The organism is Streptomyces sp. NPDC016640 (genome assembly GCF_043076215.1).
Classification (GTDB): Bacteria; Actinomycetota; Actinomycetes; order Streptomycetales; family Streptomycetaceae; genus Streptomyces.
Genome location: NZ_JBIBRG010000002.1, coordinates 41,928 through 66,781, shown reverse-complemented (window position 1 = coordinate 66,781; position 24,854 = coordinate 41,928). Strand labels below are relative to the sequence as shown.

The window sequence follows — 24,854 nt, the reverse complement described above, 5'->3', positions numbered from 1 at the left end:
CACCGAAGACGCCCGGAGGCCCCCGTGCGTTGCCTCTCCACGGCAATCGTCGCGGGAACCGTCACGGGGACCGCCGCGGGAACCGTCACGGCCATGGTCCGCGACGGCTCTCAGCCGCCGGTCACCACCGCGGCCTGCGGACGGATCGGCAGGCGGTTCACCGGGCGGCCGGTGGCGGCCCGCACGGCGGAGGCGATGGCCGCCGGCGAGGTCACCACCGGCACCGCGCTGACCGCCTTCGCGCCGAACGGGGCGACCACGTCCCGCTCCTCGACCAGCTTCACGATGTGGATGTCCGGCGCGTCCAGCGCGGTCGGGAGGGCGTATCCGGTCAGGTCCGGGTGGCGGACCAGGCCGCGCGGCGTGCGCAGGTTCTCGGTGAGCGCGGCGCCCACCCCCTGGGTCACGCCCGCCTCGATCCGGGCCGCCAGCTGCGCCGGGTTCAGCACCCGGCCCACGTCCTGGGCGACCGCCAGCTCCACGACCCGCACCGAGCCGAGCTCGATGTCGACGTCGACCACCGCGCGGATCGCGCAGAAGGACATGCCGACGAAGGCGTCGCCCTGGCCGGACCCGTCCAGCGGCTCCGTCGGGTGCGGACGGCACTGGGCGGTGGCCCACAGTTCCTTGCCGTCCAGGGCCTCGGTGACGGTCGTGGACAGCACGCCGTCGTACGAGGTGATCTTGCCGTCGGTGATCTGGAGCAGCTCGGTGGACATGCCGAACTGGTGGGCCAGCGGCTGGAGCAGCTGGGTGCGGACCATCTTCGCCGCGCGCTCCACCGCGCCGCCCGACACCCAGGTGTGCCGGCCGCGGCAGCCCGGGCCGGCGGGGGGCTGGTCGGTGTCGACGGGCACCACGTGGACCTCGTCGACGCCGAGGGTCTCCTGCACGATCTGCCGGGCCAGGGTGGAGAACCCCTGGCCGGTCTCCACGGCCGCGCACAGCACCGTCGCCACGCCGCCCTGGACCCGCACGGTGGCCGTGGACACCTCGTCCGCGCCCTCCGCGCCGAGCATGTGGACCATGCCCAGGCCGTAGCCCACGCCCCGGCGCACCGCGCCCGGTTCGCCCGCGCCCTCGGGGCCGCCGGGCAGCAGCCACTCGTCCTCCGGGGTGTCCTTGGGCAGCGGCGGCAGCGGGAAGTCCCGTACCGCCTCGAGGAGTTCGGCGACGGGGGCCGGGCAGGTCACGGTCTGGCCGGTGGGCAGGACGTCACCGGTGGCCATGACGTTGCGCAGGCGCACCTCCGCCGGGTCGACGCCGAGCTTCTTGGCCAGCTTGTCCATCTGCGCCTCGTAGGCGGCGCACACCTGCATCGCGCCCTCGCCGCGCACATGGCCGGAGGGCGGGTTGTTGGTGCGCACGGCCCAGCCCTCGATGAAGGCGTTCGGGACGACGTACGGGCCGCAGGCGAAGGCGACGGCGGCGGCCAGGGCCTCCGAGGAGGTGTCGGCGTAGGCGCCCGCGTCGAGCAGGACCTGCGCCTCGACCTTGACCAGCTTGCCCTCGGCGTCGGCGTGGTGGCGGTAGCGCAGCAGGGTGGGATGGCGGTGGGCGTGGCCGAGGAAGGACTCCTCGCGCGTGGCGGTGAGTTTGACCGGGCAGCCGGTCTTCAGCGCCAGCAGGCCGAGCGGGAGCTGGAAGCTCTGGTCCTCGCGGTCGGCGGTGGCGCCGGGGACCCCGGTGACCACGACCTTCACCCGTTCGGGCGCCAGGCCGAAGGCCGCCGCGGCGGTGTCACGGTCGCCGTGCGGGTCGGTGGAGGCCAGGTACAGCTCCACGCCGCCGTCGGGGCGGGGCACGGCGAGTCCGGCCTCGGCGCCGATCGGGGCGGGGTCCTGGCGGCCGATGCGGTACAGGCCCTCGACGACGACGTCGCCGGCCGCCTCGGGGTCGCCGTGACGCAGCGGGATGTGCCGGATCAGGTTGCCGTCGGGGTGCAGCGGTTCGGCCTCGAAGGCCTGTTCGGGGTCGGTCACCGGATCGAGCACCTCGTACTCGACGATGACGGCGGCGGCGGCCATCCGCGCGGTGTCCGGGTGGTCGGCGGCGACGGCCGCGATGGGCTCGCCGTGGTGGCGCACCACCTCGGAGGCGAAGACCGGGCGGTCCGTCCTGCCGCGGCCGTGCACCGGGGTGCCGGGGACGTCCTCGTGCGTGACCACCGCGCGGACGCCGGGCATCTCACGCGCGTGGGTGGTGTCGATGGAGACGATGCGCGCGTGCGGGTGCGGTGAGCGCAGCACGGCCGCCCACAGCAGGCCCTCGGCCCACAGGTCGGCGGCGTACGGGAAGGTGCCCTCGGTCTTGGCGCGGGCGTCGGCGGCCGGCAGGGAGGCGCCGATTCCGTGCGGGACCGGTTCGGGCTCGGGGGCGGCCTCCGCGGCCTGCACGGCCTGCGCGGTGGCTGCTTCGTTGCTCACGCCTGGCCTCCGTCCTGGCCGTGGGACTGGTCATGGGACTGGTCGTAGGGCTGGTCGTAGGACTGGTCATGGGACTGGTCCTGGGACTGGTCGTGCGGCCGGCCCTGCGGCTGGTCGCGGTGACCGGGGGCGCCGAACGCCGAGAGGTTGACGCCGCCGGCGCCGGGCCCCGCCTGGTGCGGGATGCGGGGCGTGTCCGCCTCGCCGTCCTGGCCGGGTCCGGGGGACTCGGAGTGCGCCTCGCGTTCGGCGACGACCTCCTGGACCGCGTCCAAAACTCCCCGGTACCCGGAGCACCGGCACAGGTTGCCGCACAGGGCCTGGCGGGTCTCCAGCTCGGTGGGGGCCGGGTTGCCCTCCAGCAGGTCGTGCACGGTCATCGCCATGCCCGGTACGCAGAAGCCGCACTGCACGGCGCCGCACCGGGCGAGCGCCCGCTGCACGTCGGAGGGCCGGCCGTCCTGAGCCAGGCCCTCGACGGTACGGACCTCGCTGCCGGCCGCGGTGGCGGCCGGGACCAGGCAGGACGCCACGAGCCGCCCGTCGACCTGCACGTTGCAGGCGCCGCACTCGCCCTGCGAGCAGCCGTCCTTGGCGCCGGCCAGCCCGAGGCGTTCGCGCAGCACGTAGAGCAGCGACTCGCCGATCCAGGCGTCGGTGACGGGCCGCTCGGTGCCGTTGACGCGGAGCACGTAGGTGGCCGGAGGGTGGTCGTCGTGGGGCGGGGCGTCGGGCACGCCCGAGGTGTCCGGTTCGCCGGGAGCGCCGGACTCCGTCCCGGGGTCCGGGCCGTCGGCCGCGCCCGGGGTCCCGGGGCCGGCCGCCGGTGCGTCGTCGCCGGTGGCGGCCTCGGCGGTTTCGGTGACTTCGAGGGCTTCGGTGACTTCGGGGGTCTCGGCGGTTTCGGGGGCTTCGGCGGTTTCGGGGGCTTCGGTTCCGGCTTCCGCGCCGGGAGCGGGGGCGGCGGCGGGCTCCGCCGGGCCCTCGGCGGCCTCAGGAGCCGCTTCCGCGGCCTCCGGCGCCACAGGGGTCCCGTCCGCCTCGAAAGCGGCCTCCGCGCCGTCCTGGCCGCCGGGGTGCGGGTGCTCGCGGAGCCCGGCCGGGGCCCCGTCCGCGGCCTCGGCGCCGGACTGCCACTGCGGCTCCGGGTACGGCTGGGGGGCGCCGGAGGACCGGGGGCCGTCGTGCGCGGGCCCGCCGGGGGCGTGTTCGCCCGCCGGCGGCTCGGGCGCCGGCGCGTCGGCCGGCTGCCCGCCGTACGGGTCCGCGCCGGACGGGGAACCGGGGGCGCCGGCCCCGTCGGGTTCCCCGTGGGTCCCGGCTCCGGCGGTGTCCGCCGGCCGCTCCGGCGCGTGACCGGGGAAGCCGGAGGGCTCCGGCACGGGACCGGCGTCCGGCAGGTGGTCCGCCGGGCCGGGCCGCTCGGGCGCGTGTCCGCCCAGCTGCCACCCGGGGGCGGACGCGTCGGACCGCACGCCGTACCCGTCCGGGCCGGCGGGCGGCTGGTGCGCGAGGCCGTACCCATCGTCCGGCCGGTCCTGCTCCTGCGGGACGCCCGGCACGCCGGGACCCCACGGCTCGCCGATGGACTGGGGGGCCCAGGGGGCCGGGGCGCCGCCCGGGAGGGTGGCCGGAGGGGTGCCGCCCCACTGCTGGGCCAGGGCCGATGTGGTGAACTCGCCCGATTCGTCCGGCAGGTCGCCGCCGGCGACGGGGATCGACCACTGGCCGGTGACGTCGTGGCCCGGCGCGGGGTTCTCCGCCGCGGTCTCCTCGTAGGCCCACTGCCCGGCGGCACCGGGGTCGTACGTGAACCGGTCCGCCGGCGTCGCGCCCCCCTCGGCGGCCTGCGGATCGTGCCACTGGACACCGTCGACGGGCGCGGCCCAGGTGCCGGGGGCCGCCGGGTCGGTGCCCGCGGCGGTCGCGGGCGTGACCGTTATCTGCGGCGGCACATAGCCGTGGCCGGGCGCGGCGAGCGGGCTCTCCATGGCGTCCAGCAGGGCGTCGATGCCCCCCTCGGGGAGATTCACGAAGGCCGTGGCGCCGTCGTCGTACTCGCCCTGCGGCAGCGGGTCCCAGCGCCCGCCGCCCGGGGGCGTTCCCTGTCCGTGCTGGTCGTCGGTCACGACAGCGCCCTCCCCAGTGCTCGTCGGGCCAGCGCGGCGACGGTGCGCCGCAGGTGCAGTACCCCGGGCGGAAGCGGTGGGACCGTGCCGTCCTCGCCGGGTGCGGCGTCGGGGATGCAGGCCGCGGCGACGTACTCCCCGAACGCGTTCAGCGCGTCGGGCACGATCGCGCGGTTGTTGTCCCAGTCGATGAGCTGCGCGACCCACTGCTCGGCGTCCAGGGGCCGCAGCGGCATCGGCGCGATGGCGCCCACCGCGCAGCGCACCCCGCGGCGGGCCGGGTCGAGCACCAGGGCGACGGAGGCGACCGCGCGGCCGGGACCGGTGCGGCCGGTCGCCTTCAGGAAGACCTGGGGGGCGTGCAGCAGCGGCACGCGCACGAAGCCGATCAGTTCACCGGGGCGCAGCAGGTCCATCCCGGCCAGCAGGTGCGACACCGGGACCTCGCGGCGGGCACCGCCCGGGCCCGCGACGATCAGCGTCGCCTCCAGCGCGGCCAGCACCGGCAGCGCGTCCCCGGTGGGGGCGGCGGAGGCGATGTTGCCGCCCAGGGTTCCGGCGTTGCGGATGTGCGGCGGTCCGGCGGCCCGCGCGGAGGCGGCGAGCGCCGGGATGAGGGCGGCGAAGTCGGGACGGCCCATGCGCGCGTGGGTGAGACCGGCGCCGAGCAGCGCGTGCCCGTCCAGGTACTGCCAGCCGCGGATCTCGCTGATCCGGCCGAGGCCGACCAGCGCGGCGGGTCTGAGCTGCCCGGAGTTGACGGCGGCCATCAGGTCGGTGCCGCCCGCGACGGGCACGGCGGCGGGCATGGCGGTGAGGACCGCCACCGCCTCGTCCAGGGTCGTGGGCAGCGTCACGGCCTGCGCCGTCCGCGGTGCGTGCGTGCTCAAAACCGGCTGCCCCTTCCCGCTGCCCCACCTGGTCCCACCTGTGCTGCCGTACGGTACGTGCTGACAGGGCGGACGTGGCAACTCTGGCACATCTTGGCAGGCGCCGAAGACGGGGGTCCGCTAGGAGGCATTCGCCCGCCTCGCCCGGGAGGTGACCGGTTTCACCCGTCTTCACCGGCGCGTTTTCACCATGGCACCCCTCGCTGACCCCCGTCCCCGTGTCGCACGGTCCGTTCGGCTCCGGGCGAACGGGTGCGCGGGGCCCGTTCGAGGTCCCGGGCGGGCGGCGGGTCACCCGCGCCGGGACCCAGGGGAGCGCGGGCTACCGGTTCGGCGGCGGGCCGTCGACCGGGCGTCCCAGCACGCCCGGACGCCGCTGCCAGGGCAGGGGCCCGGTGGGCGGCCGGTAGGCGACCCCGAGGGCGTCCAGGCGCCGGTAGTGGGCGCTCATGCGCCGTTCGAAGCCGGCGAAGTCCCGTTCGGCGGGGGCGGGCAGGGCGCTCCAGGCGACCTCGGCGAGGGCGGCGAGGCGGGGGAACGTCTGGTAGTCCACGCGCCCCTGGTCCTCCATCACCTCGGTCCACACGTTGGCCTGGGTGCCGAGGATCCGCCCGGCCTCCCCGGGCGTCAGCTCCGCCGGCACGGGCTCGAACCGGTAGACGTCCTCCAGGGTGCGCACGTACCCGATCGGCACCGGCTCGTCGGGGCCCGCGTCCTGCCGGTGGTCCAGGTACACCTGCTGCTCGGGGCACATGACCACGTCGTGCCCCGCCCGGGCGGCGGCGACCCCGCCCGCGTAGCCGCGCCAGGAGGACACCGCGGCGCCCGGCGCGAGGCCGCCCTGCAGGATCTCGTCCCAGCCGATCAGCCGGCGCCCCCGCGCGGCGAGCCAGCTCTCGAAGTGCCCGGTGAACCAGGCCTGGAGCGCCTCCTCGTCCGCGAGTCCGAGGTCTTCGATCCGCTTCCGCGCGGTGTCCGACGCGCGCCACTGGTCCTTGGGGCATTCGTCGCCGCCGATGTGCACGAACGGCGAGAACGGGCCGGCGTCCGCCGGGAACAGTTCCAGGACTTCCTCGAGCACCCCCTCGTAGAAGCGCAGGGTGCCGTCCGTGGGGGCGAGTACGTTCGGATTGATCCCCCAGGTGTCCCACACGGTCAGCGACGCGGTGTCGACGACATCGGTGTTGCCGAGTTCCGGATACGCGGCGATGGCGGCCTGCGAGTGGCCGGGCACGTCGATTTCCGGGACGACGCTGATATGGCGCTCGGCGGCGTAGGCGACGATCTCGCGGATGTCGTCCTGGGTGTAGTGACCGCCGTGCGGCCTGTCGTCCCACAGGGGTGAGGCGCGGTGGCCGATTTTCGTCCGGGCGCGCCAGGAGCCGACCTCGGTCAGCCGCGGATACCGGCGGATCTCGATCCGCCATCCCTGGTCGTCCGTCAGGTGGAGGTGGAGGACGTTGAGTTTGTGCGCCGCCATCAGGTCGAGATAGCGCAGCACGCCTTCCTTGGGCATGAAGTGCCGGGCGACGTCGAGCATCAGTCCGCGCCAGCGGAAGCGGGGCGCGTCCTCGATCGCGACGTGCGGCACCGTCCAGACCCGGTCGCGGCGGAGCGGGGCCCGGCGGTACGCGTCGGGGCCGAGGAGCTGCCGGAGCGTCTGGGCGCCCAGGAACACCCCGGCCGCGCCGCCGCCCTCGACCAGGACGCCCCTCCCGTCGCTGACGAGGCGGTACGCCTCGGGGCCGAGCCCGGGGCCGAGCCGGAGCACGATGCCGTCGCCGTCCGCGTCGCCGGGCTCCCGCCCCTCGCGCAGCGGCAGGCCGGTCGCCTCCCGCAGGACGGTGCGCAGCCAGTGGCCGACGCCCTCCGTCCCGGAACCGGCGTGGAGCCGGGAATCCGCCGTCAGCCGCACCTCACCGGAGCCGGCGACGACGCTGCGGGGCGCTGGAATCAGTTCGGTCACATCAGTCCTTTCCGACACGTCAGTCCTTTACCGCGCCGCCCAGTCCGGAGACCAGACGCCGCTGTACGAGTACGAAGAAGACCAGTACCGGAATCGTCATCACGGTGGACGCGGCCATGACCCCGCCCCAGTCCGGCTCGTCGGGTTTGTAGAAGACCAGCAGCGCCATCGGCAGGGTCGACTGCGAGATGTCGCTGATGATGAAGGACTTGGCGAACAGGAAGTCGTTCCAGGCGGAGATGAAGGAAAACACGCTCGTGGCCACCAGACCGGGCAGGACGAGCGGGAAAAGGATCTGCCACAGAAAGCGGGCGCGGCTCGCCCCGTCGATGTACGCGGCCTCCTCCAGCGCCTCCGGAACGGCCTTCACGAACCCCCTGAGCATCCAGATCGCGAACGGCAGCGAGAACGCGGTGTGGGGCAGGATCAGCGACCACAGCGTGTTCAGCTGACCGAAGTCCCGCATGAGGAAGAACAAGGGGATCGTCAGCGCTTCCACGGGCACCGTCTGGGCCACCAGAAACATGATCATCAAGGTAGTCCGCATACGGAACCGGAATCGCGTCACGGCCGTCGCGGCGAGAAAGGCGATCAGCGCCGAGGCCATCACCACGGCGACCGCGACGACGACGCTGTTGAGGAAGTACCGGCCGAATTCCTGCTGTCCGAACACCCGCCGGAAGGAGTCCAGCGTGGGCGCCAGCGTCCACGGACGCGGCTCGGACGACTCGATCTCCCCGGCCGGCTTGAAGGCGCTCAGCACCATCCAGTACAGCGGGAAGGCGACCACCGCGGCGGTCAGCAGTGCCGCCGTCTCGGCCGCCAGCCGTCCCGGCCGCCGGACGAACCGGCGCACAGGATTCACCCGGGGTTCCCGGTTCCGGCCCACGAGCGTCACAGTTCCTCCCCCTGGCGGCGCAGCAGCCGCAGATACACCAGCGTCACGGCGAGCAGGACGAGCAGCATCACCACGCCGACCGCCGCGCCGAGGCCGTACTGCGAGGACGCGAACGCCTGCTGGTAGGCGTAGACGTTCAGGACCAGGTTCTGGCCCGCGATGCCGCCGCCGTTCGTCATGACGTAGATCTGGGTGAAGACCTTGAAGTCCCAGATGACCGACTGGATGGTGACCACCACCAGGATCGGCCGGAGCATCGGGGCGAGCACCGAGCGCCAGATGCGCCACTGCGAGGCGCCGTCCAGGGCGGCGGCCTCCAGCACCTCGGAGGGTACGGCGCGGATGCCGGCGTACACCGTCACCATCACGAACGGGAAGGAGCACCAGACCACTTCGAGCAGTACCAGGAAGAAGGCGCTGAGCCGCCCGTACGTCCAGGAGTGGTCGCCGAGGCCCAGCACCCGGTTGACGGGGCCGAAGTCGGCGTCGAACAGGAACAGCCAGACCGTGGAGCCGGTGATCGCCGGGGTCGCCCAGGCGCCGAGCGCGGCCAGCATCAGCGCGAGCCGGGGCACGGCCCGCACCCGCGTGAGCAGCACGGCGAGCGCGCAGCCCACGGCCAGGGTGCTGACCACGCAGGCCGCCGCGAACAGCACGGTGGCCAGCAGCACCTGCCAGAACTGTTCGTCGGCGAAGAGCGCGGCGTAGTTGCCGAACCCCTCGAAGGTGGTCGGCTCCCCGCCGCTGACCTGCGCCTGGGTGTAGTGGAAGAGCGAGATCAGCCCGAGCTGGTAGATCGGGTAGGCGAGCAGTCCCCCGAGGACGACGAGCGCGGGCGCCAGGTACAACCAGGGGGTGCCGGAGGGCCGTCCCGCGGGGCGCGGGGCGGTGTCGGATCCACGGCTGCCGCCGCGCGGGCGCGGGAGACCACGGCCCATCCGCACCCGCCGCCGCTCCACGGCCCCCGGGGTCACGGGCGCCGTCATCCGGCGGCGCCGAACGCCTCGTTCATCTTCCTCGCGGCGTCCCGCGAGGCGGCCGTCACGTCCTTCCTGCCGCTGACGATCTCCTGGAACATCGTCGGCAGCACCAGCGAGGAGTCGATCCGCGCCCACGCCGGCGAGGCCGGCACGAACTTCGTGCCGGCGGCCAGCGTCTCCACGAACGGCTTCACGAAGGGCTCCTCGGCGGCCACCTGCTGCCGTACGTCCGAGAAGGTGGGCAGGAAGCCCATGCCCGCGAAGAGTTCACCCTGTGCCTTCTTCGACGCGAGCCGCTTCATCAGGTCGACGGCGAGGGTGCGGTGCGAAGTGGACTTCAGCACGCCGAGGTTGTTCCCGCCCGCGAACGCGGGGGCGACGGAGCCGGGCTCGACGCCCGGCAGCGGCACGACGGCGTACTTGCCCTTGACCGTGCCGGCCTCCACGGCGGCGTGGCTGAAGTCGCCGCCGATCGCCATCGCCGCCTTGCCCGAGGCGAAGGCGGTCACCGTGTCGTTGCCGCCCATCCCGGCGCACTTGGCGGCGGGGCAGTTGTCGTCGCCGAAGAGCGAGGTGTACGCCTCGATGCCCGCGCGCGCGTCCGCGCCGTCGATGGCGGAGGCGTACGAACCGCCCTTTCCGGTGGCGAGTTCGCCGCCGTGGGCCCAGATGAACGGCATCGCGCCGTAGGTGTAGGCGCCGCCGACGGCGATGCCGTACATCCCCGGCTTCGCGGCGCGGATCTCCTTGGCCGTGGAGATCAGCTCCGCCTGGGTCTTCGGGGCGTCGAGGCCGAGTTCCTCGAACACGTCGGTGCGGTAGTACAGGGCGCGGACGCCGACGAAGTACGGGACGCCGTACACCTTGCCGTCGACGGTGACCGACTGCCTGGCGGTCGGATCGGTGTCCTCGGCCTCGTCCCAGGCCGCGAACTCCCGGGTGACGTCGGCGAGTCCGCCGTCCTTCACATAGCCGGCGGTGTCGGTGTTGCCGTACTCGACGAGGTCGGGCGCCGACCCGGGGTCGTTGAAGGCGGCCTTGATGCGCTGGGCGCGGGTCTCGACGGGTATGTACTCGACGGTGACCTCGGTGCCCTCGTGCGCCTTCTCGAACGCGGCCAGGACGGAGTCGACGACCTTTTCCTTGGGCCCGTTGTCGACCTCCTGGAAGAGCCAGACGCGCAGGGTTCCGGTCTTCTCGTCCTTGTCGGAGGAGGAGGTCCCGGAGGTCTGGGGCGCGCAGGCGGCGGTGGCGAGGACGGCCGCGACGGCGACCAGGCGGGCGGACAGCTTCATGGAGTTGCTCCTCCGAAGGCGCGTTGCAACATACGCAATGGCGGTTTCGCTGTGCACAACACACCGGAGGCTAAGGACTGGGTGAACCGCGCCACAAGAGGTCTCAACCACTCTGTGACCGGCGGACGCGGCCCGCACGGCGCACGGACGACACAAAAGGCCCCCAGGGTGCGCAAAACGCACCCCGGAGGCCTTCGCACGGGTCCGGCGGAGGGGAGGGGGCTACTTGCCGCCCTTGCCGTCCTTGCCGCCCTTGTCGTCACCGGCGCCCATGGACTCGTAGATCTCCTTACACATGGGGCACACCGGGTACTTCTTCGGGTCGCGGCCGGGCACCCACACCTTGCCGCACAGCGCCACGACGGGGGTCCCGTCGAGGGCGCTCGCCATGATCTTGTCCTTCTGGACGTAGTGGGCGAAGCGCTCGTGGTCGCCGTCGCCGTGGGAGGTCTGCGGCGTCGGCTCGACGAGGGTCCCCGTACCAGTCCCGCGCTCGGGCTCGGGCTCAAGAGTGCTCATAACAGCCAAGGGTACTGAAGCTCACGCCCATCAGTTGAGCGAAGGGTCGTCCGGATACGTGGCCACCATCGCCAGCTCGTTGCGCTGCCGGCGCAGCACCTCGCGCCAGAGCCGCTCGGGGGACGGGGAGGAGACGTCGCCGGGCTCCGACTCCACGACGTACCAGGCACCGTCCACCAGCTCGTCCTCCAGCTGGCCGGGGCCCCAGCCGGCGTATCCGGCGAAGATCCGCAGGGAACCGAGGACGGAGGCGAGCAGCTCCGGCGGCGCCTCCAGGTCGACCAGTCCGATCGCGCCGTGCACCCGGCGCCAGCCCAGGGGCGCGGTCTTCTCCGCCGCCCCGCCCGGGACGACGGCGACACCGAGGGCCGAGTCCAGCGACACCGGGCCGCCCTGGAAGACGACGCCGGGTTCGCCGGCCAGGTCCGCCCAGCCCTCCAGGATGTCGCCGACGTCCACCGGGGTGGGACGGTTGAGGACGACACCGAGGGAGCCCTCCTCGTCGTGGTCGAGGAGGAGCACCACCGCGCGGTCGAAGTTCGGGTCCGCCAGGGCGGGCGTGGCCACGAGCAGCCGCCCTGTGAGCGAGGACACCTCGGTCATGCCAGACATGATCCCGCATCTCCCGCGCGCATGGGGAGGCAATGGGGGTACGGGAGTGAATGCAGCTCAGGGCGGACGAGAGCATGCCCGGCGCACGGGGGCGGCGGTGACCTTCCGTGGCCGCCGCGGAACGGTTCGTGTTGTGACGGAGCCCTGACGTCCCCACGCCCGCCGCGGGCTTACGGAAGGAGGGCCGGAGGCGATTACCCTTTCCCTTCTGGCCCTTGCCCCACTCCCCATACGGAACGCGAGATTCATGACCGTCAACGGCGCTGAAGACGTACTGCTTGTCCACGGCGGGACCCCGCTGGAGGGCGAGATCCGTGTCCGCGGTGCGAAGAACCTCGTACCGAAGGCCATGGTGGCCGCGCTGCTCGGCAGCGCTCCGAGCCGTCTGCGCAACGTTCCGGACATCCGTGACGTCCGGGTCGTACGGGGCCTGCTGCAACTGCACGGTGTGACGGTCCTGCCGGGCGAGGAGCCCGGCGAGCTGGTGCTCGACCCCACGTACGTGGAGAGCGCCAACGTCGCCGACATCGACGCCCACGCGGGTTCCTCGCGGATCCCGATCCTGTTCTGCGGCCCGCTGCTGCACCGGCTCGGGCACGCGTTCATCCCCGGTCTGGGCGGCTGCGACATCGGCGGGCGGCCCATCGACTTCCACTTCGACGTGCTGCGGCAGTTCGGCGCGACGATCGAGAAGCGGGCGGACGGCCAGTACCTGGAGGCCCCGCAGCGGCTGCGCGGCACCAAGATCCAGCTGCCGTACCCGTCCGTCGGCGCGACCGAGCAGGTGCTGCTGACGGCGGTGCTCGCGGAGGGCGTCACCGAGCTGTCCAACGCGGCGGTGGAGCCGGAGATCGAGGACCTGATCTGCGTCCTGCAGAAAATGGGCGCGATCATCGCGATGGACACCGACCGGACCATCCGCATCACCGGTGTGGACAAGCTCGGCGGCTACACCCACCGCGCCCTCCCGGACCGCCTCGAGGCCGCCTCCTGGGCGTCCGCGGCGCTGGCGACCGAGGGCAACATCTACGTCCACGGCGCCCAGCAGCGTTCGATGATGACGTTCCTGAACACCTACCGCAAGGTCGGCGGCGCGTTCGAGATCGACGACGAGGGCATCCGTTTCTGGCACCCCGGCGGGCAGCTGAAGTCCATCGCGCTGGAGACGGACGTCCACCCCGGCTTCCAGACGGACTGGCAGCAGCCGCTGGTGGTCGCGCTGACCCAGGCGACGGGCCTGTCCATCATCCACGAGACGGTCTACGAGTCCCGTCTCGGCTTCACCTCCGCGCTCAACCAGATGGGCGCGCACATCCAGCTGTACCGCGAGTGCCTGGGCGGCTCCGACTGCCGCTTCGGCCAGCGCAACTTCCTCCACTCGGCGGTCGTCTCCGGACCCACCCGGCTGCAGGGCGCCGACCTGGTCATCCCCGACCTGCGCGGCGGCTTCTCCTACCTCATCGCCGCCCTCGCCGCCCAGGGCACGTCCCGGGTGCACGGCATCGGCCTGATCAACCGCGGCTACGAGAACTTCATGGAGAAGCTGATGAAGCTCGGCGCGAAGGTGGAACTCCCCGGCAGGGCCCTGGCCTGACGCGGGGTGCCGGAAGCGCCGAAAGGGGCGGCCACCCCCACCGGGGTGGCCGCCCCTTTCGCTGTCATCGTGCCTCGCGCGCCCTCCCGGGGTGCGCGAAGAGCAGGATCACTTGCCCTTGGCGGCTTCCTTCAGCTTGGAGCCCGCGGAGACCTTGACGCTGTAGCCGGCCGGGATCTGGATCGGCTCACCGGTCTGCGGGTTGCGCGCGGTGCGAGCGGCACGGTGCGTGCGCTCGAAGGTCAGGAAGCCGGGGACGGTGACCTTCTCGTCGCCCTTGGAGACGATGTCGCCGACGACATCGGCGAACGCGGCCAGCACGGCGTCGGCGTCCTTACGGGTCACCTCGGCGCGGTCGGCCAGCGCGGCCACCAGCTCACTGCGGTTCATGTTGTTACTCCCGTGTTCTTCTTGCCATTGCGGCGTGCCACGCGGCCAGGCCGCGTGTCGGGCACGGCGAAGCCGATGCTGCCAGGTTCCTCGGTGAGTCCCCGGACCCGGGTCCGTCGTCAGACCCTCGCGCCCAGAGACGCATCCTGCCTCTACCTGCGGCGGTAAAGCCAATCCGGAACCCGCAGGAGTCCGTGAGAGCACCCGAGGGAGTCACACGACGAGCGCCACGGCCTCCGACGCGGTGACGCTCCGTCCGCTTCCGGCAGCAGACAGCAGGGGCCCGAGCCCGGGTCTGGCCGCCACCCTAGAGGGCTGCCAGGACGTACGGGTTCCACGACGCGCCGGTTCCAATCGCCCGTGGCGATCCTCACAGCCCCCGTGGCGTCCGGGCGGTCACGAGGCCGACGCGCCCGCCGCCTTGGCCGCGTCCCGCACCGCTCCGGCGACCGCGCCCGCGACCTTGTCGTTGAACACGCTCGGGATGATGTAGTTCGGGTTCAGCTCGTCCTCGGTCACCACGTCGGCCAGGGCCTGCGCGGCGGCCAGCATCATCCCGGTGTCGACGGTGCGGGACTGGGCGTCCAGCAGACCGCGGAACACGCCCGGGAACACCAGCACGTTGTTGATCTGGTTGGGGAAGTCGGAGCGGCCGGTGGCCACGACGGCCGCCGTCTGCCGGGCGATCACCGGCTCCACCTCGGGGTCGGGGTTCGCGAGCGCGAACACGATCGCGCCCTCGGCCATGGCGGCGACGTCGTCGCCGTCGAGGACGTTGGGGGCGGAGACGCCGATGAAGACGTCCGCGCCGCGCACCGCCTCCTTCAGCGTGCCGGTCAGTCCCTCGGGGTTGGTGTTGTCGGCGATCCAGCGCAGGGCGGAACCGGGGGCGGCGTTCACCAGGTCCTCGCGGTCCGCGTGCACCACGCCCTGGATGTCGGCCACCACGGCGTTCTTCACGCCCGCGGCGATCAGCAGCTTCAGGATGGCCGTACCCGCCGCGCCGGCACCGGACATCACGACGCGGATGTTCTCGATCGCCTTGCCGGTGACACGCAGGGCGTTGGTGAGGGCCGCCAGGACGACGATGGCGGTGCCGTGCTGGTCGTCGTGGAAGACGGGGATGTCGAGGGCCTCGCGCAGCCGGGCCTCGATCTCGAAGCAGCGCGGCGCGGAGATGTCCTCCAGGTTGATGCCGGCGAAGCCCGGGGCGATGGCCTTGACGATGTCGACGATCGCGTCGGTGTCCTGGGTGTCCAGGCAGAGCGGCCAGGCGTCGATGCCGGCGAACCGCTTGAACAGGGCCGCCTTGCCCTCCATGACCGGCAGCGCGGCCTTGGGGCCGATGTTGCCCAGGCCCAGCACGGCGGAGCCGTCCGTCACGACCGCGACGGAGTTGCGCTTGATGGTGAGGCGGCGGGCGTCCTCGGGGTTCTCGGCGATCGCCATGCAGACCCGGGCCACACCCGGCGTGTAGATCATGGAGAGGTCGTCACGGTTGCGGATGGGGTGCTTCGACGCCATCTCGATCTTGCCGCCGAGGTGCATCAGGAACGTACGGTCGGAGACCTTGCCCAGGGTGACGCCCTCGATGCCGCGCAGCTGCTCGACGATCTCGTCGGCGTGGGCGGTGGAGGTGGCCGCGATGGTGACGTCTATGCGGAGCTTCTCGTGGCCGGACGCCGTGACGTCGAGGCCGGTCACCGAGCCGCCGTGGGACTCGACGGCCCCGGTGAGCTGGGAGACCGCGGTTCCACCGGCGGGCACCTCCAGCCGGATGGTCATCGAGTAGGAGACGCTGGGCGCCGTTGCCATGGCCGACTTCCTCTGCTTTCACCGTGTCGCTGCGTCGCTGTGTGTCACAGCGCTGTGCCGTCCGATCGTCGCACCTACCGCCGAGTACGCGGTAGCCGCCCCGGATTGAGAACGTTTTGTTCGCGTCGAGGACGGGTAAGCACGAGCGCCCACATGATCTCCGGAATAGGAATTCCATCATACGAGAGACGGCCGGGCCCGGGCAGGGGCCCACGGCGGACCCATGACGGAGGGGCCCACGTCACTTCACGTGACGTGGGCCCCTCCGAGGTGTGGCGGCACCGACCCGCCATGCTCGCCTCGCGGCAAGTGGTCGCTCGTAGCGACTAAGGTTGGGCCCGGGGGCTTGGATCGGGCCGGTGCCGTCACCCAGGCTAACAAACGGATCGCGTAAGGCCATTCCCGCGGCGCACCTGCTTTTCCGCCCCGCGCGGTCCCTGCCGCGTCAGTCCCTCAGCAGATCCGGCACCCCCGCCGCGTCCGGCTCGTCGCGCTCCTGGGAGACCACGGTCAGCTGCTGGGTCGCCCGGGTCAGCGCGACGTACAGCACCCGCAGGCCGGCCGGGGACTCGTCGGCGATCTCCGCCGGGGAGACGACGACCGTGGCGTCGTACTCCAGGCCCTTGGCCTCCAGGCTGCCCAGCGCCACCACCCGGTCGCCGAGCCCGTCGAGCCAGCGCCGGGCCTCCTCACGGCGCTGCATGGCGACGACCACACCGACGGTGCCGTCCACGCGGTCCAGCAGCCGTGCCGCCTCCGCGCGTACGGTCCCGCCCAGCGAGTCCGTCACGACCGGGAACCGCGGCTCCACGCCGGTGGAGCGCACCGCCCTCGGCGACTCCGAGCCGGGCATGGCGAGGGCGAGCACCCTCGACGCCAGCTCGGCGATCTCCGCCGGGTTGCGGTAGTTCACGGTGAGTTCGAAGCGCCGGCGGGGGCGGGTGCCGAGGGCCTCGTCACGGGCCTGGGCCGCCTCGTCGGGGTCGGACCAGGAGGACTGGGCCGGGTCGCCGACGACCGTCCAGGTGGCGTGCCGCCCGCGCCGGCCGACCATGCGCCACTGCATCGGGGTGAGGTCCTGGGCCTCGTCGACGATGACGTGGGCGTACTCGACGCGCTCCTGGGCGAGCCGCTCGGCCCGCTCGCGCTGCGTCTCCTCGCGCACCGGCATCAGCTCCTGCAGGCCGGTGAGCTGGTCCAGCGGGTCGATCTCGCGCGGCCTGCGGGGACGGGCCGGGACGCCGAGGATCGCCTGGAGTTCGTCCAGGAGCGCGATGTCGTGCACGGAGCGGCCGTCCCGCTTCAGCGAGCGGGCGACCTTGCGGATCTCGCCCGGGTTGAGGACGCGGCGGGCCCAGCGGCCCAGGCGCCTCTCGTCGGCCATGGCGTCCAGGACGGCGGCCGGGGTCAGCTCGGGCCACCAGGCGTCGAGGAAGGCGATGAAGTCGTCCTCGGCGGTGATGTCCTCGTCGAAGGAGGAGCGCAGCTCCGCGGCGAGTTCCGGGTCGGTGTGGCGGCGGCCGGCGCCGGAGCGCTCCCACAGCGCGTCGAGCAGCAGCCTGCGGGCGCGGGGGCGCAGCAGGTTGACCGGGGCGGTGCCGCCGAGGGCGGTGCGGCGGATCTCCGCCAGCTCCCCTGCCTCCAGCTCCAGCCGCCGGCCGAAGGCGACGACCCGCAGCCGGGCCGGTGAGCCGTTCGTCTCCAGCGCGCCGCGCGCGGCCTTCCGCACCACCTTGAGCATGCGGTACGAACCCTTGGCGCGGGCCACCGACGGGGAGTCGTAGAGCGTGGCCTCGGCGCCGTCGACCAGGGAGCCGATGGCGCGGACGGCGACCTGGCCCTCCTCGCCGAGGGAGGGCAGCACGCCCTCGGTGTAGGCGACGAGGAGCGGGGTGGGCGAGACGATCAGGATGCCGCCCGCGTACCGGCGCCGGTCCTGGTAGAGCAGGTAGGCCGCGCGGTGCAGGGCGACGGCCGTCTTGCCGGTGCCGGGGCCGCCCTCCACGTAGGTCACGGAGGCGGCGGGGGCGCGGATCACCAGGTCCTGCTCGGCCTGGATGGAGGCGACGATGTCGCGCATGGTGTGCGTACGGGCCTGGCCGAGCGCGGCCATCAGGGCGCCGTCGCCGATCACCGGCAGCTCGTGGCCGTCCAGGGACGCCGTCAGCTCGGGTCGCATCAGGTCGTCCTCGACGCCGAGGACCCGGCGGCCCTTGGAGCGGATGACGCGACGGCGCACGACCCGGCCGGGATCGACCGGGGTGGAGCGGTAGAAGGGGGCGGCGGCCGGGGCCCGCCAGTCGATGACCAGCGGGGCGTAGTCCGCGTCCAGGACGCCCATCCGGCCGATGTGCAGCGTCTCGGCGATGTCGGCGGTGTTGTCGGGACGGACGGCCCCCTCGGCGGGCTCGACGGCGGTGTAGGCGCCGTCCGGTCCCTTCTTGCCGTCCTTGCCGGGCAGCAGGTCGATGCGGCCGAAGAGGAAGTCCTCGTACTCGTGGTGCAGCCGGTTGAGGTGGATGCCGGCCCGGAAGACCTGCGCGTCCCGTTCGGCGAGGGCGCCGGGCGTGCCGACCTGGCCACGCCGGGCGGCGTCGCGCATGAGGAACTCCGCCTCGTGGATCTTCTCCTCGAGGCGCCGGTACACCCGGTCCAGGTGTTCCTGTTCCACGCTGATCTCCCGGTCACGAACGGAGTCGTGAACCGGGTCGACCGCGGTTTGCTGAGCCTGAGCGGCCACCGGGCCCCCTTCTGACGTGCTGGGCAGCCGTCAACCGTACGCGAAGGGGACCCGGCAAAGCTACGGCGGCTACGCGTCGACCTCGACGAGCAGCTCGCCGTCGAAGGTCATCACCTGGAAATGGTCGATGTCGTTCGGCTCGAACGCGGCACCGCCCTGAATGTACAGCGGCTGCCTGGCCTTGTCCGTCTTGGCGTCCGGCAGTCCGTAGCCCCAGTCCGGGACGGACCAGGAGGTGACGGTCTCCCGCTCGCCGTTCTTGCCGACGGCGACCAGCGAACACTTCTGCGGACCCGTGACGTTCTTCAGTTCGAGGACCGTCCCGGTGCCCCAGGTCTTCTCCTCCAGCGCCACGGTCGCGGTGACCCCGGTGCCGGGGTCGGTGGCCGAGATCTTGTCGGAGGCCCCGTCGAAGGCCTCCTTGGCCGGGTTCGCGGCGAGCGTCTGCCCGGTGCCGCTCCCGCGCCCGCTCTCGTCGCCCCCGCCGCTCGCCGCCACGGCGACGAACGGACCGCTGACGATCAGCGCGCCCGCGGCGGCCACCATGTAGAAGTTGCGGCGGCGCTTGCGCGCGCGGCGCTCGGCGACCTCGTCGACCAGCTTCTCCACCACGCGCGGGGAGGGCCTGGCGGACAGCGACTCGCCCAGCGCGGGCGTGCCGGTGCCGGGCAGGTCCGCGAGCGCGGCCAGCATCGGTTCCATCCCGGCGAGTTCGTCGAGTTGCTGGGCGCACCACTCGCAGGAGGCGAGGTGTGCCTCGAAGGCGGTCGCCTCGGCGTCGTCGAGGATGCCGAGGGCGTAGGCACCGACGGTCTCGTGTTCGTTCGGCACCGGTGATCCCTGCATGGCTCCAGACATACCCGTACCGCCCGTACCGAATCCCTGATTTCCCCCGTACACACTCATCACGCCGTCACCCCCCGCTCCTCCAGAGCCAGTTTCATCGACCGCAGGGCGTAGAACACCCGGGAGCGGACGGTGCCGCTGGGTATGCCGAGTGTCTGCGCCGCCTCATTGACGGTACGCCCCTTGAAGTACGTCTCGACGAGGACCTCCCGGTGGGCCGGGGTCAGGTCGTCGAGCGCGTCCGACAGCGTCATCAGCCACAGCGCCTTGTCGATCTCGTCCTCCGCGGGGATGACCTCCAGCGGCGACGGATCGACCTCCTGCGGCCGGGCCTGCCGGCTGCGATGGCCGTCGATGACGATGCGCCGGGCGACCGTCACCAGCCAGGGGCGTACCGAACCGGTCGCCCGATTGAGCTGACCGGCGTTCTTCCAGGCACGGATGAGCGTCTCCTGCACGACGTCCTCGGCGCGCTGCCGGTCTCCGGCGACCAGCCGCAGGACGTAGGCCAGCAGGGGGCCGGCGTGCTCGCGGTACAGCGCGCGCATCAGCTCCTCGTCGGGCCCCGAGGGCTGTGAGGACATGCGATGTCGGGCCCTCGCCCCACGTTCATTGGCCACGGCCGCATCCTTGCGCACGCCCACCTCCGGTGTCCGGGGGATCCCCCCGTCGGTCGCTCGACAACCGGTACGGACGGAGGGGGCGGGGTGTTCAAAGCGAGGTGGCAGTTTTCTGCGGAGTGAGGTGACGACCGGGACATGAGGTCACATTCCCACCGCAACTCCTTCACGTGTCCGACACGGGGGCGGGAGCGGTCGCGCCGCCCGGGGAGGCGAACGGCAAACGGCTTGCGAGGCAGGTCACTTCACGCGCTCAGGCGCGGGCGAGGGCCGCGCGGCGGCGGTGGCGGGCCACGCGTTCGCGGTTGCCGCAGACCTCGCTGGAGCACCAGCGCCGCCGGCGCCCCCGGGAGGTGTCGACGTACACGATCGGGCAGTTGTGCCCCGCGCACTGCCTCAGGCCCGCCCGCGCGACGGGGTCGGTGAGCAGGTCCACCGCGTCCCGGGCGACCACCGCGAGCAGCGCGGCCCCGCCGGGCGGGCCGTCCAGCCGCCGCACCAGCGCGCCGTCCTTCCCGGGGACCGCGCGGGGCGCGGGGGGCGCGGCACGGGCGAGTTCGTTGACCCGGGCGAGCGCGCGGTCGTAGGCGGGGACGCCGGGCGACGGCCTGCCGCGCACCAACGGGACGAGCTGCCCGCGCAGTTCGCGGAAGGCCACCAGCCAGGAGGTGCCGGCGTGGGCCAGCGCGGTGTCCGCGGGCACGAGCCCGGAGCCGGTGATCCAGGCGCGCAGCACCGCCACGGAGTCGAGCCGTTCCTCGGGATGGGTGGTCGCGAGCAGGTCCAGGCAGACCCGCCCGGTGTCGAACCGCAGCTCGCAGGAAGCCGTGACCGTACCCAGTGCCATGTTCCTGCCACCGCCTAGGTTGGCCCCGCGGTGGGGCCGGTGAGCGATCCGGGAAACCGTTGCCCTCCCACAGTGCCTGCCCGTCACGGCCCCCGGAACCCCTCGCGCCGCGCCCGCCCGCCGCGCGGCCGCCCCGGTCAGTCGGCGGCGTACTTCGACTCGGCCACCGGGTCGAGGGCGAGGCGGTAGCCGCGTTTGACGACGGTCTGGATCAGTTTGGGGGCGCCGAGGGCGGAGCGGAGGCGGGCCATGGCGGTCTCCACCGCGTGCTCGTCGCGTCCCGCCCCCGGCAGGGCGCGCAGCAGTTCGGCGCGGGCGACGACCCAGCCGGGCCGCCGGGACAGCGCCCGCAGCAGGGACATCCCGGCCGGCGGTACGGGCCGGAGCGCGCCGTCCACCAGGACCGCGTGTCCCCGGATCTCCACCCGGTGCCCGGCGACCGGCAACGAGCGGGCGCGGGCGGGCAGTTCCCGGCAGAGCAGCTGGACGAGCGGGCCGAGCCGGAAGCGCTCCGGCTGCACCGTGCCGATGCCGCGGGCCTGCAGCGGCAGCGCGGTGACCGGGCCGACGCAGGCGGACAGCACGTCGTGGCCCAGGGCGGCGAGCACGTCGTCGAGCAGTCCGCGTTCCTCGGCGCGCGACAGCAGGGACGCGGCGGCGGGCGCGCTGGTGAAGGTGACCGCGTCCAGCGTCCGGGCGACGGTCGCGTCGAGGAGGCGGTCGACGGGGCCGATGTCCTCCGGCGGCAGCCACCGGTAGACCGGCACCCCCACCACCTCCGCTCCGGCGGCCCGGAGCGACTCGACGAACCCGGGCAGCGGCTCGCCGTGCAGCTGTACGGCGATGCGCAGCCCGTCGACGCCCTCCTCGAGGAGCCGGTCGAGCACCTCGGCCAGCGATTCGGAGGCCGGCGACCACTCCTCCGTCAGCCCGGCGGCCCGGATCGCGCCCTTCACCTTGGGCCCGCGCGCCAGGATCCGCACCCCGCGCAGCTTCGCCAGCAGGTCCTCGCCCAGCCCCCAGCCGTCGGCGGCCTCCACCCAGCCGCGGAAACCGATGGCGGTGGTGGCGACCGCGATGTCCGGGGCCTGCCCGATGATGTCCTCGGTGGCGGCCAGCAGCTCGCTGTCGTCGGCGAGCGGCACGATCCGCAGGGCCGGGGCGTGCTGCACGACGGCTCCGCGCCGCTCCAGCAGCGCGCCCAGCTCGTCGGCACGGCGCGCCGCGGTCACCCCCACGGTGAAACCGGCGAGTGGCCCGTGGTCGGGTAGCTGTCGTTCGTCGTCCATGGCTCTCGTCCCGCACTCGAGTCGGCGTCCTGCACGAAGGCGCGGCTCCGCCTTCATGCCGATCGAGCCTGTCAACGATCCGTGACAGGCTCGGTTCGGCTTCATGTCACCAGTGTTACGTCACACCCTGGCGTAGCTGAGCTGCGGCTTCTCCTCCGGGGCCGCGGCGGTGTCCGCCCGCCCGGCCGCGGGACGGCGAAGGTATACCGCCCAGGTGACCGCGAAACAGACGGCGTAGCAGGCGAGGAAGGCGACGAACGCCCCGGTGCCGGAGCCGTGGGAGAGGAAGGACTGGCGGAAGGCCAGGTTGATGCCGACCCCGCCGAGCGCGCCCACCGCGCCGATCAGCCCCATCGAGGCACCGGACAGCCGCCGCCCGTACGCGGCCGCCTCCTCGCCCTCGAACCCCTTGGCCAGCGCCTTCGCCTGGAAGATGCCGGGGATCATCTTGTACGTCGAGCCGTTGCCGAGCCCGGTCAGCACGAACAGCACCACGAAGGCCACGGTGAACAGCGCCAGCGACTCCGCCATGGAGGCGGCGATCAGCACCGCGGTCGCCGCGCCCATGCCGACGAAGTTCCACAGCGTGATCAGCGAGCCGCCGTAGTGGTCGGCGAGCCGGCCGCCCACCGGGCGGATCAGGGAGCCGAGCAGCGGGCCGACGAAGGTGACGTACGCGGCCTCCAGCGGGGTGCGGTCGAACTGGTTCTGCAGCACCTGCCCGAAGGCGAAGCTGTAGCCGATGAACGAGCCGAAGGTGCCGATGTAGAGGAACGACATGATCCAGGTGTGCGCGTCGCGGGCGGCGTCCCGGGCGGCGCCGGTGTCGTTCTTCACCGAGGCCAGGTTGTCCATGTACAGCGCGGCGAGCACGGCGGCGACGACGATCAGCGGGATGTAGATGCCGAGCAGCACCCGCGGTCCGCCGCCCGCGCCGATGATCGCGAGGGCGGCGAGCTGGATCACCGGGACGCCGATGTTGCCGCCGCCGGCGTTCAGACCGAGCGCCCAGCCCTTCTTGCGGAGCGGGAAGAAGGCGTTGATGTTGGTCATGGAGGAGGCGAAGTTGCCGCCGCCGATGCCGGCCAGCAGGCCGACCAGCAGGAAGGTGGAGAAGGACGTCCCCGGCTCCATCACGGCGAACGCGGCGACGGTGGGGACGAGCAGCAGCCCGGCGGAGACGATCGTCCAGTTCCGCCCGCCGAAGAGGGCGACCGCGAAGGTGTACGGGACCCGGACCACGGCGCCGACCAGCGTCACCATCGAGGTCAGCAGGAACTTGTCGGCCGGGGTGAGCCCGTACTCCGGGCCCATGAACAGCACCAGCACGGACCACATGGTCCACACCGAGAAGCCGATGTGCTCGGACAGCACGGAGAAGAGGAGATTGCGGCGGGCGGTCTTCTCGCCGGACTGCTGCCAGAAGGTCTCGTCCTCCGGATCCCAGTGCTGGATCCATCGGCCGCCCCTGGTCGTCGGCGGTGCGGGGGCCGGGCTGGCTGTCATGACGCCTCCACTGTTCTCCGGGGTGCGGACGGTGCCGCGAGGGGCTGGTCCCGAAGGTAGGGAGGGGGCGTTTCCGGTCTGTGGCGCACAGTGACCGCCAGGGAACGTTGCTCTCACCTCCGGCCGGGCCGGGGTGAGAGGTGTCCGGCACCGGCCGGACGCGACGCCGTGAGCCCCTAGCGCTGCGGGGGCTGCCAGTGGGGGTTCTGCTGGGGGTGGGGCGGCTGGGCGGGCTGCCCGTACGGGGCCTGCGGCTGGGCGTGGACCCCGGGCGCCCGGGGCGGGGTGCCGTAGGGGCCGGGCGGGGTGCCGTAGCCGGCCGGGGCCTGGGGGACGTACGGACCGGGGGCCGGCGGGGAGTACGGCATCGGGGGCTGCTGCGGCTGGTGACCGTAGCCGGGGGCCGCGCCCGGGGCCCCGTACGGGCCGCCGCCGAAGGGGTTGCCGTGGCCCGGTATCTGCCCGCCCGGGGGCAGGTAGCGGACCCGGCCGGTCCCGTCCGTCACCGGGGCGAAACCGGCCGCCCGCAACCGGGCGGCGAACTTGGCGTTGCGCTTGCGGGTGACGACGAAGCCGATGCCGAGGACCGCCATGAGGGCCAGCCACACCACGGCCGCGATGACGAAGTCGGAGGATCTGCCCCCGGCCTGGTAGGCCATGACCACGGCGCCGACGGAGACGCCGATCGCCCCGTAGCCCATCCGCTTCTCGGCGCTCTTGCCGGTGAGGTCGAAGTTGATGCGGGCCTTGAGGAGTTCGAAGGCGTCCGGCACGAGCGGCGGCAGGGACACCCCGTCGCCGGCGTTCGGGTACTGCGCCCAGTTCTGCGCGGCGCGGGCGCGGGCGTGCGGGCTCGGGTCGGGCACGATCAGCATCCTCAGCCGGCTGTTGTTCCCGCCGCCCTGCCGTACGTCCGCGTACTCGTACCCGAACTGCTGGGCGACGAAGGCGAGTCGGGCGAGCTTCTTCACGGATGCCATCGCACTGGTGAGCTCGACCGGCTCCCCGCTCGCCATCAGTTGCAGCATCTTCCGCGTCTGCCGCTTGCTCATCCGCCCCCGCCCCCCCTGGCCACACCGTTCACTTCCGCAACAGGGGCAGTGTGGCACGCCCGCCCACGTCGAACCACAGCAGCTCTCCGGCTCCTCGCCCCAGCATGCCGTCGCCGAGGGCCCACCCTCCCCAGGAACCGGCGTACTCCTGGACGAGACGCAGCCCACGCCCGGATGCGGTGCCGGCATCGGCGGGAGCGAGCGGGACGGAGTCGTCGCCGCTGAACGGCGCCGGTGAGCTGCTCGGCGTCAACCAGGCACGCATCAGCATGATCGGGACGGGCCGCACGCCCGTCGGCGCCGACCGGATCCACTCCATGGCACACGCCTGCGCCTGCCCCGACGCCGCGCTGGCCGACGGGGTTCGCGGCGCGTCCGCGCCCCGCCTGCACGCCGGGAGAACTCAGCGGCGAGCGGTCGGTGGTCGGGGCGCGCCGAGT

Annotated in this window: 20 protein-coding genes; 1 reads left to right on the top strand and 19 read right to left on the bottom strand. The window is 73.0% G+C overall.

What is annotated here, in order from left to right; all coding sequences use genetic code 11:
• Positions 1-110: 110 nt before the first annotated feature.
• The 9 genes from ACF07S_RS03905 to ACF07S_RS03865 form a co-directional block, all read right to left on the bottom strand.
• Complete coding sequence (locus tag ACF07S_RS03905) at positions 111-2,426, bottom strand: xanthine dehydrogenase family protein molybdopterin-binding subunit (RefSeq protein WP_391962421.1); 2,316 nt, start codon at positions 2,424-2,426, stop codon at positions 111-113.
• Entirely contained in the window at positions 2,423-4,555 is a 2,133-nt protein-coding gene (locus ACF07S_RS03900) for a 2Fe-2S iron-sulfur cluster-binding protein (RefSeq protein ID WP_391973359.1), read from the bottom strand. The genes ACF07S_RS03905 and ACF07S_RS03900 overlap by 4 nt, the downstream gene beginning before the upstream one ends.
• The gene (locus tag ACF07S_RS03895; RefSeq protein WP_391962423.1) at positions 4,552-5,445 is read right to left on the bottom strand and encodes an FAD binding domain-containing protein; all 894 of its coding nucleotides are present in this window, start codon (positions 5,443-5,445) and stop codon (positions 4,552-4,554) included. The genes ACF07S_RS03900 and ACF07S_RS03895 overlap by 4 nt, the downstream gene beginning before the upstream one ends.
• 322 nt (positions 5,446-5,767) lie before the next feature.
• The gene (locus ACF07S_RS03890) at positions 5,768-7,411 is read right to left on the bottom strand and encodes a beta-N-acetylhexosaminidase (protein WP_391973358.1); all 1,644 of its coding nucleotides are present in this window, start codon (positions 7,409-7,411) and stop codon (positions 5,768-5,770) included.
• Between the two features lie 19 nt (positions 7,412-7,430).
• Positions 7,431-8,276, bottom strand: coding sequence for a carbohydrate ABC transporter permease (locus ACF07S_RS03885; protein WP_391973357.1), 846 nt, complete (start codon positions 8,274-8,276; stop codon positions 7,431-7,433).
• A gap of 29 nt (positions 8,277-8,305) precedes the next feature.
• On the bottom strand, positions 8,306-9,295 hold the full coding sequence (locus ACF07S_RS03880; protein ID WP_391973356.1) for a carbohydrate ABC transporter permease: 990 nt from the start codon (positions 9,293-9,295) through the stop codon (positions 8,306-8,308).
• Positions 9,292-10,584 (bottom strand): extracellular solute-binding protein, encoded by a 1,293-nt coding sequence (locus tag ACF07S_RS03875; RefSeq protein WP_391962426.1) that lies wholly within the window; start codon positions 10,582-10,584, stop codon positions 9,292-9,294. Before ACF07S_RS03875 ends, ACF07S_RS03880 begins: the two co-directional genes overlap by 4 nt.
• A gap of 222 nt (positions 10,585-10,806) precedes the next feature.
• Complete coding sequence (locus tag ACF07S_RS03870; RefSeq protein ID WP_391962427.1) at positions 10,807-11,103, bottom strand: DUF3039 domain-containing protein; 297 nt, start codon at positions 11,101-11,103, stop codon at positions 10,807-10,809.
• Between the two features lie 30 nt (positions 11,104-11,133).
• Positions 11,134-11,706 carry a YqgE/AlgH family protein gene (locus ACF07S_RS03865; protein ID WP_391962428.1) on the bottom strand — a complete coding sequence of 191 codons (573 nt, stop codon included), beginning with the start codon at positions 11,704-11,706 and terminating at the stop codon, positions 11,134-11,136.
• A 256-nt stretch (positions 11,707-11,962) separates the two neighbouring features.
• On the opposite strand from ACF07S_RS03865, the gene murA reads away from it, so the two are divergent.
• Positions 11,963-13,309, top strand: coding sequence for a UDP-N-acetylglucosamine 1-carboxyvinyltransferase (gene murA, locus ACF07S_RS03860; protein ID WP_391962429.1), 1,347 nt, complete (start codon positions 11,963-11,965; stop codon positions 13,307-13,309).
• A 108-nt stretch (positions 13,310-13,417) separates the two neighbouring features.
• Here murA and ACF07S_RS03855 read toward each other — a convergent pair whose 3' ends face one another.
• The 10 genes from ACF07S_RS03855 to ACF07S_RS03810 form a co-directional block, all read right to left on the bottom strand.
• Positions 13,418-13,699: an HU family DNA-binding protein gene (locus ACF07S_RS03855; protein WP_043372451.1), complete on the bottom strand. Its 282-nt coding sequence runs from the start codon at positions 13,697-13,699 to the stop codon at positions 13,418-13,420.
• A 396-nt stretch (positions 13,700-14,095) separates the two neighbouring features.
• Complete coding sequence (locus ACF07S_RS03850) at positions 14,096-15,514, bottom strand: NAD-dependent malic enzyme (RefSeq protein WP_391973355.1); 1,419 nt, start codon at positions 15,512-15,514, stop codon at positions 14,096-14,098.
• A gap of 445 nt (positions 15,515-15,959) precedes the next feature.
• Positions 15,960-18,254 carry a HelD family protein gene (locus ACF07S_RS03845; protein WP_391973354.1) on the bottom strand — a complete coding sequence of 765 codons (2,295 nt, stop codon included), beginning with the start codon at positions 18,252-18,254 and terminating at the stop codon, positions 15,960-15,962.
• Positions 18,255-18,323: 69 nt separating this feature from the next.
• On the bottom strand, positions 18,324-19,085 hold the full coding sequence (locus tag ACF07S_RS03840) for an anti-sigma factor family protein (RefSeq protein WP_391962432.1): 762 nt from the start codon (positions 19,083-19,085) through the stop codon (positions 18,324-18,326).
• A 74-nt stretch (positions 19,086-19,159) separates the two neighbouring features.
• Positions 19,160-19,744 carry a sigma-70 family RNA polymerase sigma factor gene (locus ACF07S_RS03835; RefSeq protein ID WP_391962433.1) on the bottom strand — a complete coding sequence of 195 codons (585 nt, stop codon included), beginning with the start codon at positions 19,742-19,744 and terminating at the stop codon, positions 19,160-19,162.
• 229 nt (positions 19,745-19,973) lie between these two features.
• Positions 19,974-20,567, bottom strand: a complete 594-nt coding sequence (locus ACF07S_RS03830) for a CGNR zinc finger domain-containing protein (protein WP_391973353.1) — start codon at positions 20,565-20,567, stop codon at positions 19,974-19,976.
• 137 nt (positions 20,568-20,704) lie between these two features.
• On the bottom strand, positions 20,705-21,856 hold the full coding sequence (locus ACF07S_RS03825) for a uroporphyrinogen-III synthase (protein WP_391962435.1): 1,152 nt from the start codon (positions 21,854-21,856) through the stop codon (positions 20,705-20,707).
• 120 nt (positions 21,857-21,976) lie between these two features.
• Positions 21,977-23,362 (bottom strand): nitrate/nitrite transporter, encoded by a 1,386-nt coding sequence (locus ACF07S_RS03820; RefSeq protein ID WP_391962436.1) that lies wholly within the window; start codon positions 23,360-23,362, stop codon positions 21,977-21,979.
• Positions 23,363-23,538: 176 nt separating this feature from the next.
• Positions 23,539-24,414 (bottom strand): hypothetical protein, encoded by an 876-nt coding sequence (locus ACF07S_RS03815; RefSeq protein ID WP_391973352.1) that lies wholly within the window; start codon positions 24,412-24,414, stop codon positions 23,539-23,541.
• 28 nt (positions 24,415-24,442) lie between these two features.
• The gene (locus ACF07S_RS03810) at positions 24,443-24,733 is read right to left on the bottom strand and encodes a hypothetical protein (RefSeq protein ID WP_391973351.1); all 291 of its coding nucleotides are present in this window, start codon (positions 24,731-24,733) and stop codon (positions 24,443-24,445) included.
• Positions 24,734-24,854 lie beyond the last annotated feature (121 nt).

Coding starts and splice junctions, on each gene's coding strand:
- ACF07S_RS03880 (WP_391973356.1), bottom strand. CDS start 9,295: ATGACGGCGCCCGTGACCCCGGGGGCCGTGGAGCGGCGGCGGGTGCGG.
- ACF07S_RS03875 (WP_391962426.1), bottom strand. CDS start 10,584: ATGAAGCTGTCCGCCCGCCTGGTCGCCGTCGCGGCCGTCCTCGCCACC.
- ACF07S_RS03870 (WP_391962427.1), bottom strand. CDS start 11,103: ATGAGCACTCTTGAGCCCGAGCCCGAGCGCGGGACTGGTACGGGGACC.
- ACF07S_RS03865 (WP_391962428.1), bottom strand. CDS start 11,706: ATGACCGAGGTGTCCTCGCTCACAGGGCGGCTGCTCGTGGCCACGCCC.
- murA (WP_391962429.1), top strand. CDS start 11,963: ATGACCGTCAACGGCGCTGAAGACGTACTGCTTGTCCACGGCGGGACC.
- ACF07S_RS03855 (WP_043372451.1), bottom strand. CDS start 13,699: ATGAACCGCAGTGAGCTGGTGGCCGCGCTGGCCGACCGCGCCGAGGTG.
- ACF07S_RS03850 (WP_391973355.1), bottom strand. CDS start 15,514: ATGGCAACGGCGCCCAGCGTCTCCTACTCGATGACCATCCGGCTGGAG.
- ACF07S_RS03830 (WP_391973353.1), bottom strand. CDS start 20,567: ATGGCACTGGGTACGGTCACGGCTTCCTGCGAGCTGCGGTTCGACACC.
- ACF07S_RS03825 (WP_391962435.1), bottom strand. CDS start 21,856: ATGGACGACGAACGACAGCTACCCGACCACGGGCCACTCGCCGGTTTC.
- ACF07S_RS03820 (WP_391962436.1), bottom strand. CDS start 23,362: ATGACAGCCAGCCCGGCCCCCGCACCGCCGACGACCAGGGGCGGCCGA.
- ACF07S_RS03815 (WP_391973352.1), bottom strand. CDS start 24,414: ATGAGCAAGCGGCAGACGCGGAAGATGCTGCAACTGATGGCGAGCGGG.
- ACF07S_RS03810 (WP_391973351.1), bottom strand. CDS start 24,733: ATGGAGTGGATCCGGTCGGCGCCGACGGGCGTGCGGCCCGTCCCGATC.